Raw genomic sequence first — 17,514 nt, forward strand, 5'->3', positions numbered from 1 at the left:
CTTAAATGTCCAGCCGGATCTGACGATCCCCGCTCGTGTCGTGGATTGTTGCCGCCTGCCGCGTCAGCTCTGTCCAGTCGGCGATGAGGGCGTTGTAGGCGGTGGCCTCCTTCGCATCCTTCCGCTTGTTGGCGCTGATGTCGTAGAGGCAATAGGCAAGGTCCTTCACGGCTTCGGCCTGTGTGTTGATCTTCTTCAGCAAGACGGCTGTATCGTGAGACAGGCCGTCCTTCTCATGAACCTTGACGAGATGCTGGAGACATTCCCACACCGTCAGGTGGCGGTCGCTCTCCGGTTCCCAATCGTCGTCGATCTCATCGCGCGTCAGGATGCGCACCTTGCCGGCGGCGCTTTCAACGATCTTGGCGTGTTTGACGCTTTCGACCGAGATGCCGCGCGCACGGGCGAGATTATCAGCAACGCCATAGTCGCCCTTCCCATTCCCATTCTGCTCAAACCAGGTGATGGCGAAGCGCGTATCGGCGTCGAATTCGCCCTGAATGCCGCCGAGATATTCGTCTAGCTCCCGATTGATAAGCTGGAGCGCAGTCTTCACGCTCATCGGGCTATCGTCGGATTCGAGAACGGCTTTGTAGCGCGAGAAGACGCCCATGCCCGGGCCAATAGCCGATTGAGGCATGTCGGCAGGCGCGATGTTGGCAACTTGAAGTTCGGCAATCGCTGGTGGTAGTTCGCGTTTTAGGGCGCGAATGAACTCGGCCCGGGTGATAACCTCGGCTGTAGCTTCCTTCTTACGGCAGACGAGGACGACCGAATTGGCGAGTGCGTTGCTTTCCTGGCCGCGCATTCGGTTTGCCAATTCAGTGCGCATTGGCCAGGTGCTGACCACAGAATACCCTGCATCGAGAACCGCTTGAAGGAAGGTCGCCCAACCTGTCGAGCTTATACCTTCCTGCGCAACCTCACTTTGCTTGAAGGCGTAGTATATCGCGGCGGGAAAATGAGCAGACGACTGCCGGGACATATTGGCAATGGCCCTGCGCATTCCGTCTAGGAAGAATGCCTCAGCCGCTTCTCGCCCACCCTGCCGATAAGGAGCGGCGATAAGTTCTTCTGACTTTGGCGTCTGAATAACCCCGAAGATGTCTGGATAAATGGAACGCAAAACTGGCTTGAGCCAACAAAAGAAAAAATCCGACAGATCGGCGTAGCCGATATTATCGTAGTAAGGTGGATCTGTAGAAATAACCGAATTTGCCGGATAAACCACCGTTTGCGCATCATGATTGGTTTCAAAGCCTTCACCACCAGGAAAAAACCTCTCAATAACTTTTATGATACTCTTAAGGCTTGTTCGATAATCGCCGGCAGCGTCCGCGAAAACATTATTCTCGCCGAAATCCCACATCATCGGAATTGCTTGTCGGCCGAACAAGTTCCGAACTTGGGTCTTAGAGGACTCCCATCGGCACAGTGAATTTTGGATGTCCGCAAGTCTGCTAACGCCAAAAGCCAAATACACGCTGACTGCTTCGGCATAGGCTTTCGCGCCCAGGCCACCGTCCCGCAGCGGCGTTGGGTCGGAGGAGAGAACGCCCCCAGCGTCGGCCTCCATTTGAGCGCGCGCCTCATGTACCAGGTCGCTATAGGTATTCAACGCGACGAGCTGTCGTTCGGTGAACAAGTCACCGAAGGTTTCCATTCCATAATCAGGCGGAGTGAAAGCACGTCTGTCTGGCGAAATAGTCATTTCTGGTCGCCAGGAAGCTTTAGCAGAGCGCGCGACCAGAGTCTGATCGTCGTTCGGCGCTACATAGATGCGCTCCCTATGCCCGTTGGCGACGATGGCGATTAATTGTTGCCCCAAGCCGCCCTGTTTGGCGGCATGGCGCACATGCTCCATCGTGATTGCTGTGCCCGATACCAGGCAGCGAAAGTTTGCACCGCGCCCAGCTTTTGTACCTTCTTTGGCAGCCGCGATCTCGGCCTTCGTGCCGTTATGCCGGATGCGATACTTTATCGTCTTAGCCTGTCGGTCCACTACAGGTTCGATCCAAGCCTCTTTCCCTTCCTTGGAACTCAGCAAGAAACTCGAAGCAATCGGCACCTGCATATCCGCAAAGGCCGGGTCCGGGCTCGGCACCGTTCGCGCCCAAATCCAGGCGATCACCGTCGCTTTGCCGCCGCCGTACTCCTTTGGCACGTCCACCTGTGGGTAAAGATGCCCGATGCGCTCCCGCGCCTTCTCCCGCATCCATTCGCCGTAGTATGTGGCATCCTCGGCCAGGCCTTCGGCATTGCGGTAGAACGACCGTTCCTTGATGCCGGGATGAACCGGAGGCAAGTCTTTGAACTTCGGCGGGATCTCGATCATCGCCTTTCCGATCATCACCGCGACCGGATTGAGATCGGACCCATAGGCGGGCAGGCCGAGACGCTGCGCCTCCAGCGGAATTGAGCAGCCGCCCGAGAACGGGTCATAGACCGGCGGCAACTCGCCGCCGCAGCTACGCCGGATTTCGGCCCGTGCGCGCTCCAGCACTTCTTCGTTCGTCGAATTCTCCCAGAGCACCAACTCTTCGATGATCTCAAATAGTCGTTTGCGCTCGATGTCTGCCGCGCAATCCTCCAGCGTCGGCTCGGGCGTGTCAGGCACGCTGCCCTGCGCGCCAGCCTTGCGGTCTCGCCACACCCTGAGGCGCGCGGCAAGATCCGCCTCTGCCTGCTTGCGGATCTTCGGTTCGTCCAGCAGCTTATCCGTATAGCCCGATGGATCATCCACGAGCTGAGCGAACAGCACCGCCCGGCACGCAGCCAGCGGCCGTCGTGCCCACCACAGATGTAGCGTGGACGGATGCCCGTGCCGGATCGACTTCTCCCGCGCGGACGCGGCGTTGATCGCTTCGAGGGGAATGGCAACCTCGATGAGTTTCTTTTTGTAGTTGTTAATCGAGGTCATAAACCAGCCTATATGTTGCGGGGTGAATAGTGACTTCTCCGCCATCGCGTAATGCACGCAGGCGGGTTCCCGTCATTTCGACGGGTTCACCCTCTGGGTTGACGAGAATGAATGAGTAGGTGTCCGGCTTCTGGTCGAGCAGCGCCCAGACGTCGGCATCAAGCTGGAGCGGATCGCGTTCCAAGCAGTGCTCTTTCGGATAGTAGTGGCGCAGAATCTCACCGCTCGCTGAACGGTGCTCCCACGGGAACCTCGCGCCGTTGGCACGCCCGATCCAGCTCCCATCCGAATGGAAGAAGCGATCATCGCCATCCGCCTTATAACCTTGGGTCAACGCGAAGCGCGCCATGACGCTAGATCGTGGCGGTTTCGCCCGAGGGCGCGACTGACTGACTTTGACTGGTTCCGCTAGCAGGCCTTCATCGGGCTGATCCTGCGGCGGCTCAGGCTTGGTCGGTTCTGCTGGCTCGTCATCTTCGGACAACTCCAGTCCGATGCCGGGGAGATCAGCGCCAGCGTCTCCCGCCCGGTCGCTGGTATCCGAGAAATCGTCTTCGATCACATCCTCCGCCGACGAAATATCCGGTGCACCAGCGGTCTCCGGCGTCGTCGTTTTCTGCTCAGGGCCAAGCGTGAAATTCTCTTCGAGATACGCCCTGATATCTTCGGGTGACCGTTCAAAAGCATAGGCTAGAGCCGCGCGAATATCAGCGCTCAGGCTCTTGCCGATCTCCTCGGGCACACGCTTCGCGAGTTTGGCCTTCGATAGCGGGCTGACGAACAGCTTTCCGTCAAGCCACAGGATGTCCGTGAGCCGTGCCGTGCCAGCGGGCACGCCATCGAGATAGGGAATGACCTCCAGCTTGGGCGTCTGGACCCAGCTCGTTGCCGCGATCGCTTCCGCCAGTGCTCGCACCCGCTCGGTATCGTCAGGACCGGCAAGCTCGATCCGTCCAAGCTGCGTTCCGAACGCCGACAGCCAGTTGTGGCGCTCTTCCATCGCAGCCAACAGTGATGGCTGGTTAAATTGTTCCTCGACCAGGTCCGACAGCGCTGGAAGCGCAGAGAACGGCAGCGCCTGTACGGTCTCCGCCTGCAAGCGTTGAAGGTCGGCTGTCTTGCGCTTGACCCAATCGTGCAGGTGACTCCATCGGAACAGGGTTGGCATGCTTAGCGCGTAGGCGAGCCTGTCAGCCGGCACCCATTCGCCCAGTAGGTTCACCCAATGGCCGCACTCTTCCCAGATGCGGATCGGGTATCGGACCAGCAGCGTACGAACACGGCGGGCGTCGTCGGCCGACAGTGCCTTCCCCGAAGCCAATGTACCGAGCCATTGCAGCGCCAAGTCGGCTGAGGGACGATCGGCCACGCCGATGCGATGCCACAGGCTGAGATCGAGCACAGAGGCGCGGACAACCGCTGCGCCTGGAACATCCTCCTCGTCTCCGGCCAGGAAGACACCGCTCGATGTTACCCAAGTCCCGTCCTGCGCGAGGATCAGTTTCTCAGCCCTGAAAGCGTCCCTGATACTCTGCGCGTCCACCGTGGAAGCACCGTCAAACATCTGGTCGAGACGGCGATACCATTTCTCGATCTCATGAGCCGGGGCCTTGTCCGATTTCGCAAGCGCGCGCAGCCGGTCGAGCAATCGGCCTGGCCCGCTCGGCGTGCTGCGGACGCCGAGCAGATCGAGCAGTGGCCGCGTCGTTTCCCGGTCGAACAGACCATGGACGAAGGATTCGACGTCGAGCAATGCCTCCGTCTCGGGAGTTCGTCTCAGCAGGTCTATCGGCTTTTGAACGTAACCGCGGGCGTCGCGCAGGCACGGCAAATCGCTAAGCCGAAAGGCCCACATGGGTCTAATATCTCGACGCAGAACCGTTCTTTGATTCCCGTTGGACGCCTCCTCGACAACACGAGCAGACATCTTTGGCGACCAGAAATCGCTCTTTTCGGAAAGGAGCTTCTCAGCGACGGCAACCCATATTGTGGGGTCATCCTTTGCGAGGCGGTTCCAATAGGCCCATACATCAGACTCGAAATCCCAATCAACGATGTAGAACCACGGATCCTTGTAGCGAAACTCGATACGGCCAGCGAAGCCGCGCCTCTTCAGCTCGTCTTCAAGAGAGCGCTGCCTCCCGGAAAGGGTGCGCATCTCAACCAGTGGCGGAAACGATTTCAGGCCCGCCTTGCTAGACGAGACCCATTGAAGCCAATCCTCCTTCGAGCATGACCGAAACTCAGAGACATATTCAGAATGTAAGAGCTGGGTCTGCTTCAGCGCTGGCGGCAGGAGCTCATCGAGCGCCCCGCTGTCATCAAACAAGATGGTCTTTGAAACGGGCCGAAGCTTCTTGTCGGCGCAGGCGAAGCGGAAAGCGTCTCCAACCGTCGCGCCTAGCTTTGCCGCGATCTGGGCAAGCTGAACACATTCGGCCAGCTTGATATCTCCAGAGCCAAAAAAATCGGCCGCCACCCGCTCGACAACCGCGTTGACGTCACTGGTCCCATCGAGCCCGATCTCGTCTAGAACCGCAAAAGCAGCCTCGACGCCATCCCCTCGTCCGCCAGCCGGTTCGCCTTTGTCGCGGCGTTGCTCCGCTAGAAAGCGCGTCCAGTTTTGATTGAGAACGATCAAGTGCTGTGCGAGAAACTCCCAGTCCTCATCCGACTGGAGCAGCTTCTTCTCGCCCAGCCGCACCACTTCAGATGCAGAATAGAGCACTTCCTTGCCCTGAACAGGAACGATGCGAAGGCAATCGGCGTCGTGGCACTGCCAACCCGTCACCTCGGGCGCAATGTAGGCCCAAAGGTTCAGCAGATGCCGCCAGGAGGAGGGACGAGGCAGATGCCGGTCCCGCAGTCGATCTAATAGATCATCCTTCGAGAACTCCTCAAGCATGTTCCAGTTGATCAGCTTGGTTCGGTCCGCGATCGCCACATGCCGGCACAAAGCCGGACGAGACTTCTCGTCCAACAATGCCATCGCCTGTTCGGCCGACCAGATGTCGAAGATCGGCAGAGGAATGATGATCGCCGCTTCCGCGGCAACCAGATCGCCATCATCGGTCAGCAAGATCCGTTTGCCATCGATCGCATCCGCGAAAGCCAGCTCGGCGATGGCTGCGCAGGCACCCTCAAGCGTGCTTGCCTCCCGGTCGACGTCGGGAAGTAGACGATAGGCCGCCGCCCGATCCGAAGTGCCGGTTTGAGACTGTTCGAGCCACTCAACCATCGCCTTGGCTGCGAGTTCGCCCGCGCGCTTCAAGAGCCAACGGTTCGTTGGCGATGTCTCCGGGTCCTTGATCTTGAGACGCGCCGGATCCTGGATAAACGGTGCATTGCATGCGAACGGGAGTGTCGTTTCTACGCCAGTCGGCAGCACGACATAGAGTCGGCCTTTCGCACCCAGCACGATCTCGACCCGGCAGGGCGGGAAATCTCCACCATCTTCCGCGCCGAGCATTCGCTCCTTGCGGATCTCATCGAGCGCCTCGTCGGGAAAGGCCTCTTCGGCCGACCGCACGAGCAGGAAGGGATCGTCGGCCTTGTCGTCGAGCGCCATCCATTCGCTATCGGCAATCGGACCAGGGCCAAGACTCTGCCAATGCACCACCTTGTCGCCGATCTGTAATCGGCGGATCCGCTTGAAGAAAAGCAGCGATACCGGGCTCTTCAGCCATTCATCGAGATTCTTCTCGACCTCCCGGCGCAGCAAGGCATCGGCAATGGCCACTTCGACCCGCGTAGTCCCGGCCGTAGGCTGCCTGCCGTCGATCCAATGCGGCTCCGTAAACCGGCTACGCTCAAAGGCGACCGCCAAACTCGGTGTGAAGAGCTCCACCCGATCGCCGAGGCTGAAGGTGCTCTTGAACCCGATACCGCGAAACCCGATCGTGTGGAGCGCGCGCTTGTTCGAATAGCCGAAACGGCAGATCGACGCGAAATGGGCCTCGATGAAGTCCTCGCCATTGTGCTCGAACACAAAGCGATCATTCTCGATCGATACACGCGCTTCGCTGGCGCCGGCATCGTCGGCATTCTGGAGCAGCTCGGAGAGGATATGGCGCGGGCTCTGCACCTGCTTGAAGAGCTGGTGCCACGGGCCGGCAAGCTCTGGGTCTGCCTCGAGCTGGTCCCAACGTTTGGCTGCGCGATCTTGAATCGAATGAAAGTAGCTTGGCGGGCCGACGACCGCGGCAGCTATTTGGCTCTCCACGGTCACAGCGGCAACTCCAGCGCCGATGGCATGGCAACCAGCTCGGGTCCGCGCGGCGGGGCGCTCTTGCGCCAACCGCCCTTGACCGTCTGGATGGCGGAAATCGGCAAGCGTTGCGCTGCAGGCAGCTCACGGAGGTCGCGTACATGCCAGAATACCGCCCAATGCCCCCGGTTGTCCGAGGCATATTGGCCTGTCGTCGGCGGACGATGTGCCATGCCCTGGGAATGTTTGCCGTTGCCGCTTTCCTCGCTGCCGACGTACCAGCCGACCCACGACACGATGAAACTGTCCTTGGCAGGCACATCCTCGTGCGAGGGATAGATCAGGACCGGAACGCGCGCGCCGCCACGCAGTTCGTCGACCTGGCGGAACAACTCCCACTTGCGCGAACCAAAAGCGACGAAGCCGGACTTTTGCGCGATATCGACGCCGGACTGAAGATGTTCTAGCGGGACCGGGGCAAGAATGGCGAAATCCTTGATCTCCATCACGATGCCCTCCCTTGCAATCCGTAACGCTTGAGGCTGACGCGATAGCGATAGGGGGCGACCTCCTCGACCACGACGCGATCCCCGGTCCGGGCGCGATGCAATTGATAAAAGGCGCCGATCCAACCTCGCGCTCGGAAGAATTTCTTCTGGCCGTCGAGATCGGTCTGGACCGGCTCGCCGCCGCCCCAATCGATCGTCAGGTCGCGCTTGGCCCGCGTCGCCTTGTTGGAACCGCCTATGGCATCGGCCGGAAAGCGGTCGAAGAACGAGCGCAGATAGATGTGGTTATTCGTGATGTTCCCGTCGGTGATCTCCACTTCACCGACCACACGTCCCGCCGCTGACCGCGAAGCGGCGGTTGCCGGTCGCTTCAGCGGCCGTGCGGCCTGAACTGTCGCAGCCGATGGGCTCATGCCTGCCGGTGCGGCAACGCCTGGCTTCCCGTCATCCCGCTCAATGTCGATATGCAGCTTTTGGCCGCGCTGGGAGACATCGACTTTCACCGTTTCGGCGCTGCCGAACCGATCACGACGCGAAGCTGCGGCCATCGGCATTGCCGGATTGGTGGCCGTGGCCTCGGCTTCGAACTGGCTGGCAATCCCAGCGATGGCCGCGTCGTCCAACTCGACCCAGGTCACGGCTCCACTCTTGTGCCGGTAGGGAACCGGACGGTCGAGCCGACGCACATCGGCCAGCTTCCAGGGCGTGTTCCATTTCGCGACTTCGCCCGAGCGGATCATGTCCTCGGGAATGCGGTGATGTTCAAAAGTGGCGATCATCTCCGCTGGCGCTAGCGGCGCGCCGACCTCGATCAACCTCGCCACACCATAGACCGCCCCGGTGCCTTTACGGATCAGACCGAACCAGCCGCGATGCGACGCCCCCGACGCGCGCATTTCCCAGTCTTTGGTCCCGCCAAGAACGTAGCCAATCCAGGGATCGGCGATGATCAGTCCTTTGGTGACTCTCATCGCGGCGCCTCCGCACGCTCGAGCAGGCGCGGCAGGTGGAACTGAATCGCCGTTTCGAGAAAGGATGGCTCACGCTCGACAAGAGGGCCGCGCACATAGCGCGGCTCATGGGCGAAGCCGCCGGTGACCGGGACAACGGCCAGAATGAACTTCTCCGGCTCGTGCAGCGAGGTGATGACCTCCTGCCGTGTGATCATCACGGAGTCCGCTCCGTCGACGCGGCCCTTTACCTCGATGAAACGCAGATGACCTGACTTCGGATCGTGCGAGGCGATGTCGTATCCGATCTTCTGAGCGGAAACATCGACGGGCGCATGCCCCAAGCCGCGCTCCGCCGCCATGACCGCTTCCATCGCGGCGAGCTCGATGACTTTTCGAGCCGCAGGATCCTCCGCGAAATGGCTCGGGATGCTCGGTGCCTGACGCGCATCCAGAAGACCGCGCGGAATGACCACCATTCCGCCGCGCACACGCGGCGGCTGCGACGATACGAAACGCTCCTGTTCAAGCTGATCCATCCGGCGCTTCTGGCGCTCGGCCAGATCCTCTGCCCGGCGCTGGGCGTTCTGCCAATTGAGCCGCGTCTTCTTGCCGGCCTTCTCTTCCTCCTTCAGTTCGAATGCTCGCGAGTCCCAGTAATTGATCTCCTTCTTGAGCCGAGCGCGGACCTCACGCTCGACCTTCTCGATTTCAGGCAGGCGACGCGCCTTAACTTCCGCGACATGCCCCTGCGCCAGCTCCACCGTGGCGAAGCGAATGGCCGTCTTCTCCAGCTCGCTCGTCAGCCAGCTCTCGTCGAGTAGGTCACGGACGGCGTCGATCTCCTCGGCCTTGGCCGGGCGAAGGTTAAGGTGCGGCGCGATGCCGGCATTGACCACCTTGCCAGCCTTGTCGATCGCAGCGAACTGGAGCCGCTGCGAAATCACATGCGGCTTGCCGGCGCTCGTCGTGCGGCCGTCCTGAACAGTATGCTCCAGAAGGAAGACGGCCGAGAGCGCGTCGCCTGGATCGGTTTCATCGACCAGGATCGCGCCCTGACGCATGATCTGCTCATACTGCTCGCGGATGAGGCTGATCACGGCTTCCAGCAGCGGGTGTCCGGGGCACACGAAAGCCGCAACGGGCTGCTGGTTGATCAGACTCTTCTCAAAGCATATCCGCTCATACTGCTTCTGGATTGGCGCGCCGGTGCCGATCTGGCGATCGCGCTCGCGGATGCGTACCGGGACATGGGTTACCTCCCAACGTCCTTCCTCGCGGCGCTTGAGACGGCCGCCGAGCTGCTGGAACGCTTCGACGAAGAAGCTCTGGATGTGGTGTGGCTGAAGCCGCAGCGCTTCTGCCCGCTCCATCTCGAGCCGCAGTTCCTCGACCCTGGCCTCGGGCATGGTGTCGTTGGTAAGCGCGCGCCGTCGGAGCAGTTCGAGCAGATGCGTCTGATCGACCGCGCCATCAACCTGTTGGAAGAGCCGCGCCTTCACATCCTCCTGCTCGCCATATTGAATCGCCTGGAAGAGAAGGTCTCTCAGGGCTGTGCCCTCGAAGAGTTCACCAAGCACGTCATAGACGCGGCCGCCCAGCGCTTCCCGTGCCGCCTCCAGCTTTTCGAGGAGGCGGCCATAGACCTCGCCCTCGCGTGTGTCGGCGGCGACGAGATTCCACAGGTGACAAACCTCGGTCTGACCGATGCGGTGGATGCGGCCGAAGCGCTGCTCGATCTTGTTGGGATTCCAAGGCAGATCGTAGTTGACCATCAGATGGCCGCGCTGAAGATTCACACCTTCGCCGGCAGCATCATTGGCGATCAGGACGAGCAGATCCTTGTCCTGCATGAAGCGCTCGATCACCTTACGGCGCTCCTCGCGCGACACGCCGCCATGAATCACATCCACCGCCTCGGGATTGCCGAGGCGCGCCCGTACCTTGTCGAGCAGGTAATGGAGCGTGTCTTTGGGCTCGGTAAAGATGATCAGCTTGCGACGATTGCCAGCCGCGTCGACCATCAGATCGTCGTCGAGAATGCGATTGAGCTGGGTCCATTTCGTATCGACGCCGGAGCGCAGAACGCCCAAAGCCATCGACTCCAGACCCTTCAGCGTCTCGACTTCCAGCGCGAGCTGCTCGACCGTCTCGGCTGTGGTTGCGCCCGTCGAGATCAGCTCTTCGAGCTCGTCGATCTCCTCCTGGCCATATTCATCGATGTTGCCGAGCACGTCCGCATTGACCGATGGCTCTGCGATCCCGGCCCGTTTTCCTTTGGTGGCAAGACGCGCCTCACCCAGCTCGGTCTCCAACCGCTCCCGGCGGCGCTTCAGCGATTGGTAGATGGCGGCCGGCGACGAAGCGAGCCGCCGCTGTAGAATCTGCAACGCGAACCCGACATTGTTGCGCTTTTTGCCGTCGCCCTCGGCGAAGCGCAGCACACGGTTCATCTCGGTACGGACATATTCGGTAACGGCGGCATAGAGCGCGGCCTCGCCGTCCGAGAGCTGGTATTTGACCGTGCGCGCGCGGCGCTCGGGAAAGAGGGGCCGGCCGTCGAACTTGAGCAATTCCTCCTTGGTCAGGCGCCGCATCATGTCTTCTGTGTCGGCATAATGAACGCCGTCGCGGAACCGTCCCTCGAAACGATCCCCGTCGAGCAGCGCCATGAAAAGCTGAAAATCCTCTTCCTTGCCGTTGTGCGGCGTCGCCGACATAAGCAGAAGATGCCGGCAGACCTGGCCGAGCTTCTGGCCGACCTGATAGCGCCGTGTATATTTGACCTCGCCGCCGAAATAGGTCGCGGACATGCGATGCGCTTCATCGCAAATGATCAGATCCCACTCGCGCGCGCTCATGAGCTTTTCCTGCAGCTCTTCATTGCGCGCCAGCACGTCGAGACGAACGATCAGCCGATCGCGATCATTGAACGGATTGCCCGACCGCGACGTCTCGATCATGTCGCGGGTGAGGATGTCGAACTCGAGATTGAATTTCTGGCCGAGTTCGTCCTGCCACTGCTCGACCAGGCTGCCGGGCGCGACCACGAGACAACGCTCCAGGTCGCTGCGCGCGATGAGTTCCTTGATGAGCAGGCCAGCCATGATCGTCTTGCCGGCGCCTGGATCGTCCGCAAGCAGAAAACGCAGGGGTTGGCGCGGCAACATCTCACCATAGACCGCTGAAATCTGATGCGGCAGCGGTTCAACAAGACTGGTGTGGATCGCGAGATACGGATCGAAATAATGCGCGAGCTTAATGCGATTGGCCTCAGTCACCAAGCGCAGCAACGCGCCATCGGCGTCGAACGACCATGGCCGTCCGTTTTGCTCGACCTCCAGGCGATGCTCGTCATCTCGGTAGAGAACCGCTTCAGCAACGGTCCCGTTGTGATTACGGTAAACGACGTTGATCGCCTGGTCGCCGATCCAGTCGACCGACACCACCTCAGCCGGCTGCGCGGACGCAATGCCGCGAACCGACGCCCCGTTCTTGATATCCTCTAGCCTTGCCCCCATCAGTCCTGGCTCCCCCATGCCGTCATAACTGAAGTTCCGCCTTCTCAAGCGCGGCTTCAGTTTCTTTGCGGTTTATTGTTACAATATGCTGTGTGCGAGCGCTCTGCTTGGCAGCATCATTAAGCAGTCCAAGTCGTTTGAGAACATAGAAGAGCATTGCGTAGCGGACAGAAAGGACGCCGTTGCCGTGCTCAAACCCGTAATCCTTGGCGACAACTTTCTGCTGGCTCACGGTCAGATCGGGATGCGGTCCGATCATGACATCGAAATAATTGTTCCAGAGCCAGTCCTGCTCGCCGGTCGCGCCCGGCTTCCCCTTGTCTCCCACCTCCAATATGCGAGGCAGGAGGAAGTCTTTGAACTTGTGCTCAAGATGACAATAGGCGCGGGTATGCCAACGGAAACCGTCATAGCCGAAGGCATGCGGCGTGATCCGGCGCCAGATTGGATCCGGGCGTACACGGTTCATCGACTGGTAGAAGATGTCCACGGAGACACCATCGCGCACGGCATCGAGGATTCTGCGCAAGACCTCCATGCCGATGTCCCGTTTCGGGGTCAGCGCGACGTCGGCCATGGGGACCGTGGCGATCCAAGAATCGTGGGCGGGCACGGTGCCCTCGGCCACCGAACGGAGCTGGGCCAGATAGACATACGGATCAGGGTCGTTGAAGCGCAGGACAAACTTCTCGGCGGCAACATAGCGCTTGGCGCGCGTGTCATACTCCACGTTTCCCGGCGCCCGCTCTTGATAGAGCGTCAGATCCTTCGATGCCTGAGGAACTGAGACGCCGAAAAAATCCACGATATCGGCGCGATTGATTGAGCCCTCCCAGAACAGGCGGAACTCAATGAACTCAAGTCTTTGTTCGACACCCCAGCGCACTCGCGATCCTCATATCAGGCTAGAAACTATACGGACATTGACATCCGATCCGTATAGTTGATATATGCATCCTGTCGTCGAGTCAACAATGAAGGAGATTCCAAATGGCCGACAGGTACGTCACCAAGCACCCCAAGGGTTGGGCCGTGAAGGCGCCCAGCGGCGAGCGCGCAAGCAGCGTTCATTCCACACAGCGTGCAGCCGAACAGGCAGCTAAGCAGACGGTTCGCAACCTCGGTGGTGGCGAGGTCCGTATCCAGGGGCGTGATGGCCGCTGGCGCGACTCCGACACCGTGCCGCCCGGCAATGACCCGAATCCGCCGCGCGACAAGAAGCACTAGGCGCGGGCGGGAGGCCACGACATTGAAACGGATCCTGACAATCGACGGAGGCGGCATTCGCGGCACCTTCCCGGCGGCGTTCTTGGCCAATCTCGAACAGGATCTCGGCCAGCCGATCGGTCGCTATTTCGACCTGATCTCCGGCACCTCCACCGGCGGCATCATAGCCATCGGACTGGCGCTTGGGTTGCCCGCGGCAGACATTCTCAAGCTCTACGAGGACAAGGGGCCGGCAATCTTCGCGCAGACGCGCGGCGGCGTCGCGGGTTGGCTCGGCCGGCGTTTTCGGACCGGGCGCTGGCTGCTTTGGGGACCAAAGTATAGTCCGCAACCCCTGCACGACGCGCTCTATGACGTGCTGGGGGATCGCAAACTCGGCGACGCCCGCACTCGTCTGGTGATCCCCGCCTGGCATCCCCAGACGCAAGGCGTCTACATCTTTAAGACCGCCCATCATCCGCGCCTCAGGACCGACTACAAGGAACTTGCGATCGATGCGGCGATGGCCACCGCTGCCGCGCCGACATACTTCGCGCAGCACGTCACAGCCAATGATGTTGGGCTGGTCGATGGCGGGCTCTGGGCCAACAATCCGACCGGCATCGCCGTCGTGGAAGCAATAGCGACGTTGGGCTGGCCGGCGGAAGATATTCGGGTCCTCAGCATCGGTTGCCTCGAAGACATCAAGGTCGTTCGTGAAGCCTACGGCGCGGCCAGGCTTGCGCCTCAACTCGCCAGTCTGTTCATGGCCGGCCAGTCGCATGGCTCGCTTGGCATCGCTCAAATTCTCACGGGCGATCCGCATGAGCGGCGCGCCATCTATCGCGTCTCCCAGCCGGTGCCGGACGGGTTCTACTCCCTCGATGACACAAGCCGAATCCGCAGCCTGAAAGACCGGGCCTTCGCCGAGGCGCGCATTCAGAAACCTATCCTTCAACCGCAATTCTTCGCCAAGCCGGCCGAGGAATTCGTCCCTCATTACAGGTGATGCCATGACTGTGCATGACAAGAGATTTGCGACGACGCACGACGATGTCCTCGAAGCGATGGCGGAGGCACTCGATATTCCCCCGTCTAAATTCGAAGAGGCGAAAAGCCGTTACGAAGCGATCGGCAACTGGCTTGACCGGCCGGAGTCCACCATCGCCGAGTATGATCCGGCGATTTCGCCGCAGGGTTCCTTCCTGCTAGGCACGGTGACGCGACCGTTCACCGATGCTGAGGAATATGATGTCGATCTCGTGTGCCGGCTTGAAGGCTCCAAGGCCGAGTTCACGCAAAAGAGCCTGAAGGAAGCCGTCGGCTATGAGATCGCGCTGTACGCCCAGGCACACAGCATGTCGGATCCTGAGGAGCATCGCCGCTGCTGGAGGCTGAACTACGCTGCCGGCGCGCAGTTCCACATGGATATTTTGCCTGCCCTGCCGGACGCACACCGCTTTCAGACTAAGCTCTTTGAGCAGGGGTATCGTGCGCTCGCGCATGATGGGGCGCTGAGTGGCCATGCCATCGCGATCACCGACACGACCCAGCCGCACTATGATCAGCCGACCGAAGATTGGCCTCAGAGCAATCCGACCGGTTTTGCGGCCTGGTTCCGCAGTCGGATGCAGGTGCGTCTGATCGAGGCCAAGCACGCGCTGGCAAAGCGCGAGCGGATCACCGCCAGCGTTGACGACATCCCCGACTACAAGGTCAAGACACCGCTGCAGCGCTCGATCCAGCTTCTGAAGCGGCATCGCGACTGCATGTTTGCCGATGACTGCGAACATAAGCCGATCTCGATCATCATTACGACGCTGGCGGCCCATGCCTATAACGAGGAAGCCACCATCTCGACGGCGCTGCAAAGCATTCTGACCGGTATGGACCGCTATATCGAGGATCGCAGCGGCATCGCCTGGGTGGTCAACCCCGTCAACCCAGCCGAAAACTTCGCGGACAAATGGGCGGAAGAGCGCAAAAAGCGAGACAATTTCTACCGCTGGCTCAATCAGGCCCGGCAGGATTTTGCGCTCTATCTGCGGGCCAATACGTTCGACAAGATGCCCGAACTGCTCCGCGAGCATCTTGGTCCCAAGCTCGTCGACCACACCATCGCAGCGATGCTGCCCGTTGCTGCTGCTGGCCTCGCGGCCCCGGCCATTGCAACGGATGCCTCCCGCATAGAGGACATGGAGCGCGCCGAGCGCGCCGTCGAACAGATCAATCGCACGGGATCGCAATCCAAGCCTTGGGCGAGAGCATAACCGGTCCACGAAATTGCTCACGCTGGAGGAAGTCAGGAGCGCCATTGCCTTTGACCAGCCGAAGCTTCACGCCTCGGCTGACGGTCAATCGATCAATGTCGAGGGCACCTATCTCGTATTTGAGAAGGATGTCGTTTCGGCACCGGACGGGCCCATCGCCGAATTTTACATCAAAATAGAGCTAACCGACCATTATCCCCGTTTCGAGCCGCGCGTTTTCGAGGTCGGCGGCCGGATTCCGCGAAACCCCGATCGCCACATCAATCCCGATGGCGATTGCTGTGTTACGGTTTGGGAAAATTGGTTGGTCATGGTCAAGGACCACTCTTTCAGTAATTTCCTGAATGGCCCGCTTAATGAGTATTTTCTCGGGCAGTTCTGGTTCGAGAAGACCGGGAAATGGCCGTTTGGCGAAAGGGCGCATGGGACGCCGGGTCTCGAAGAGGCCTACGCGGATGCGCTGGGAATTCCAAACCGGCGAAAAAGCCTGCTCTATCACCTGCGGTTGCTCTCCCAGGTCTGGCCCAAAGGTCACTGGCCATGCCCGTGCGGAAGTGGAAAGCGTCTGCGGTATTGCCACCGCGACGACCTGATGGCCATGCACCAGCATGTTCCGTCTCATGTTGCGCGACGAATGTTGCACCGGTTGAAGCCGGACAAGCATGAATTTAGCAGGGCCGGATTCTAGGGTCGATCATCGGTCTGAAAGAGAAACCTGTTGGGGGAAGGCCTTTCCCTGCGATCGAGCCTGCAGTCTCGACCGACCCCTTCTGCGGGAAGACCCGCAACGCCCCTGAGAGGGAGAGTGCTGACGGAATTTCCGTGACGGGTTGGTGGCTGGAGAAGGTCTCCGGCGCCCGTCGTGGAGAACCGCGATGTTCAGGAATGACCACAACGGGCGTGCCGGCTCCGACCGCGCGAGCCTATACGACGACATCACCAACAAGATCATCGCCGAGCTGGAGGCAGGTCGCTTCCCCTGGGTCCAGCCTTGGGGCACGTCCACGGCTAAGGCGCCCCTCGCCATGCCGAGGAACGCCGCAACCGGGCGGCACTATTCTGGGATCAATGTGCTGATCCTCTGGGGCGCGGTGATCCAGCACGGCTTCCCCGGCCAGAGTTGGCTCACCTTCCGCGAGGCCCTATCGTTTGGCGGCAATGTCCGCCGGGGCGAACGCGGCACCACCGTCGTCTATGCCGACCGCTTCACGCCGGAAGATGAAAAGCGCCGCGCTCGCGAAACCGGCGAGGAAGCCGCCGCAATCCCGTTCCTCAAGCGCTTCACGGTCTTCAATGCGGCGCAATGTGACGGCCTGCCGGAGGAGATCGCCGTTGTTGCTCCGCCGCCTCCGCCCGGTATCATGGAACCGCAGGTCGAGGCCCTGATCCGGGCAACTGGCATTGACTTCCGCATCGGCGGGGACCGCGCCTTCTATGTGCCGGCGCATGACTATGTGCAGGTGCCGCCGCCCCATGCGTATTTCGAGCCGATCAATTGGCACAGGACGGCCCTGCACGAGCTGGGACACGCCACGGGTCACCCCTCACGCATGAACCGCGACTTCTCGGGTTCCTTCGGCTCGAAGAAATATGCCTTCGAGGAGTTGGTCGCGGAGATCAACGCGGCCTTCTGCTGCGCCTCGCTCGGCATTACGCCCACCGTCCGCCATGCCGACTATATCGGCTCCTGGCTCCAGGTGCTGCGCGAGGACAATCGCGCCATCGTGCGCGCCGCTTCTCAGGCGAGCAAGGCGGCCGACTGGCTGCTGGGGTTCCTGCCGGGCGCCGATGTCGATGCGGCCGACGACGAACGGCAGGCGGCGTGACGTTCCTGAAAACCGGAAAGGCGGAGAATGGACTTCCCCTTCAAAAATGGAGGGCTTCTGTTAGACAAGACTGACAGGAGACTTAGAATTGAAGCAGCGAGAATT

11 protein-coding genes are annotated in these 17,514 nt (G+C 60.6%); 5 read left to right on the forward strand and 6 right to left on the reverse strand.

All coding sequences use genetic code 11. From position 1 onward, the window contains the following. Position 1: 1 nt before the first annotated feature. The 6 genes from FIB18_RS21295 to FIB18_RS21320 are packed head-to-tail and all read right to left on the reverse strand — an operon-like array spanning position 2 to position 12,993. On the reverse strand, positions 2 to 2,920 hold the full coding sequence (locus FIB18_RS21295) for a DUF1156 domain-containing protein (RefSeq protein WP_140022622.1): 2,919 nt from the start codon (positions 2,918 to 2,920) through the stop codon (positions 2 to 4). Continuing rightward, positions 2,907 to 7,148, reverse strand: a complete 4,242-nt coding sequence (locus tag FIB18_RS21300) for a sacsin N-terminal ATP-binding-like domain-containing protein (RefSeq protein WP_140022623.1) — start codon at positions 7,146 to 7,148, stop codon at positions 2,907 to 2,909. The genes FIB18_RS21295 and FIB18_RS21300 overlap by 14 nt, the downstream gene beginning before the upstream one ends. Next, on the reverse strand, positions 7,145 to 7,636 hold the full coding sequence (locus tag FIB18_RS21305) for a hypothetical protein (protein WP_206667405.1): 492 nt from the start codon (positions 7,634 to 7,636) through the stop codon (positions 7,145 to 7,147). The genes FIB18_RS21300 and FIB18_RS21305 overlap by 4 nt, the downstream gene beginning before the upstream one ends. Continuing rightward, positions 7,633 to 8,607, reverse strand: coding sequence for a hypothetical protein (locus FIB18_RS21310; RefSeq protein WP_140022624.1), 975 nt, complete (start codon positions 8,605 to 8,607; stop codon positions 7,633 to 7,635). The genes FIB18_RS21305 and FIB18_RS21310 overlap by 4 nt, the downstream gene beginning before the upstream one ends. Beyond that, the gene (locus tag FIB18_RS21315) at positions 8,604 to 12,107 is read right to left on the reverse strand and encodes a helicase-related protein (RefSeq protein WP_140022625.1); all 3,504 of its coding nucleotides are present in this window, start codon (positions 12,105 to 12,107) and stop codon (positions 8,604 to 8,606) included. The genes FIB18_RS21310 and FIB18_RS21315 overlap by 4 nt, the downstream gene beginning before the upstream one ends. 22 nt (positions 12,108 to 12,129) lie before the next feature. After that, a complete protein-coding gene (locus FIB18_RS21320; protein WP_140022626.1) occupies positions 12,130 to 12,993 on the reverse strand; it encodes a WYL domain-containing protein in 864 nt (287 codons plus the stop codon). 104 nt (positions 12,994 to 13,097) lie between these two features. Between FIB18_RS21320 and FIB18_RS21325 the strand changes: the two genes are divergently transcribed. The 5 genes from FIB18_RS21325 to FIB18_RS21345 all read left to right on the forward strand — a co-directional run bounded on the left by FIB18_RS21325 (position 13,098) and on the right by FIB18_RS21345 (position 17,409). Beyond that, entirely contained in the window at positions 13,098 to 13,334 is a 237-nt protein-coding gene (locus FIB18_RS21325) for a DUF2188 domain-containing protein (protein ID WP_140022627.1), read from the forward strand. A gap of 22 nt (positions 13,335 to 13,356) precedes the next feature. After that, a complete protein-coding gene (locus FIB18_RS21330) occupies positions 13,357 to 14,322 on the forward strand; it encodes a CBASS cGAMP-activated phospholipase (RefSeq protein ID WP_235894937.1) in 966 nt (321 codons plus the stop codon). A 4-nt stretch (positions 14,323 to 14,326) separates the two neighbouring features. After that, positions 14,327 to 15,583 (forward strand): nucleotidyltransferase domain-containing protein, encoded by a 1,257-nt coding sequence (locus FIB18_RS21335; protein WP_140022629.1) that lies wholly within the window; start codon positions 14,327 to 14,329, stop codon positions 15,581 to 15,583. Positions 15,584 to 15,596: 13 nt separating this feature from the next. Continuing rightward, positions 15,597 to 16,271, forward strand: coding sequence for an SEC-C domain-containing protein (locus FIB18_RS21340; RefSeq protein ID WP_140022630.1), 675 nt, complete (start codon positions 15,597 to 15,599; stop codon positions 16,269 to 16,271). A 187-nt stretch (positions 16,272 to 16,458) separates the two neighbouring features. After that, on the forward strand, positions 16,459 to 17,409 hold the full coding sequence (locus FIB18_RS21345) for an ArdC family protein (RefSeq protein WP_140022631.1): 951 nt from the start codon (positions 16,459 to 16,461) through the stop codon (positions 17,407 to 17,409). Positions 17,410 to 17,514: the final 105 nt, after the last annotated feature.

The organism is Brucella pecoris, from assembly GCF_006376675.1.
GTDB lineage: Bacteria > Pseudomonadota > Alphaproteobacteria > Rhizobiales > Rhizobiaceae > Brucella > Brucella pecoris.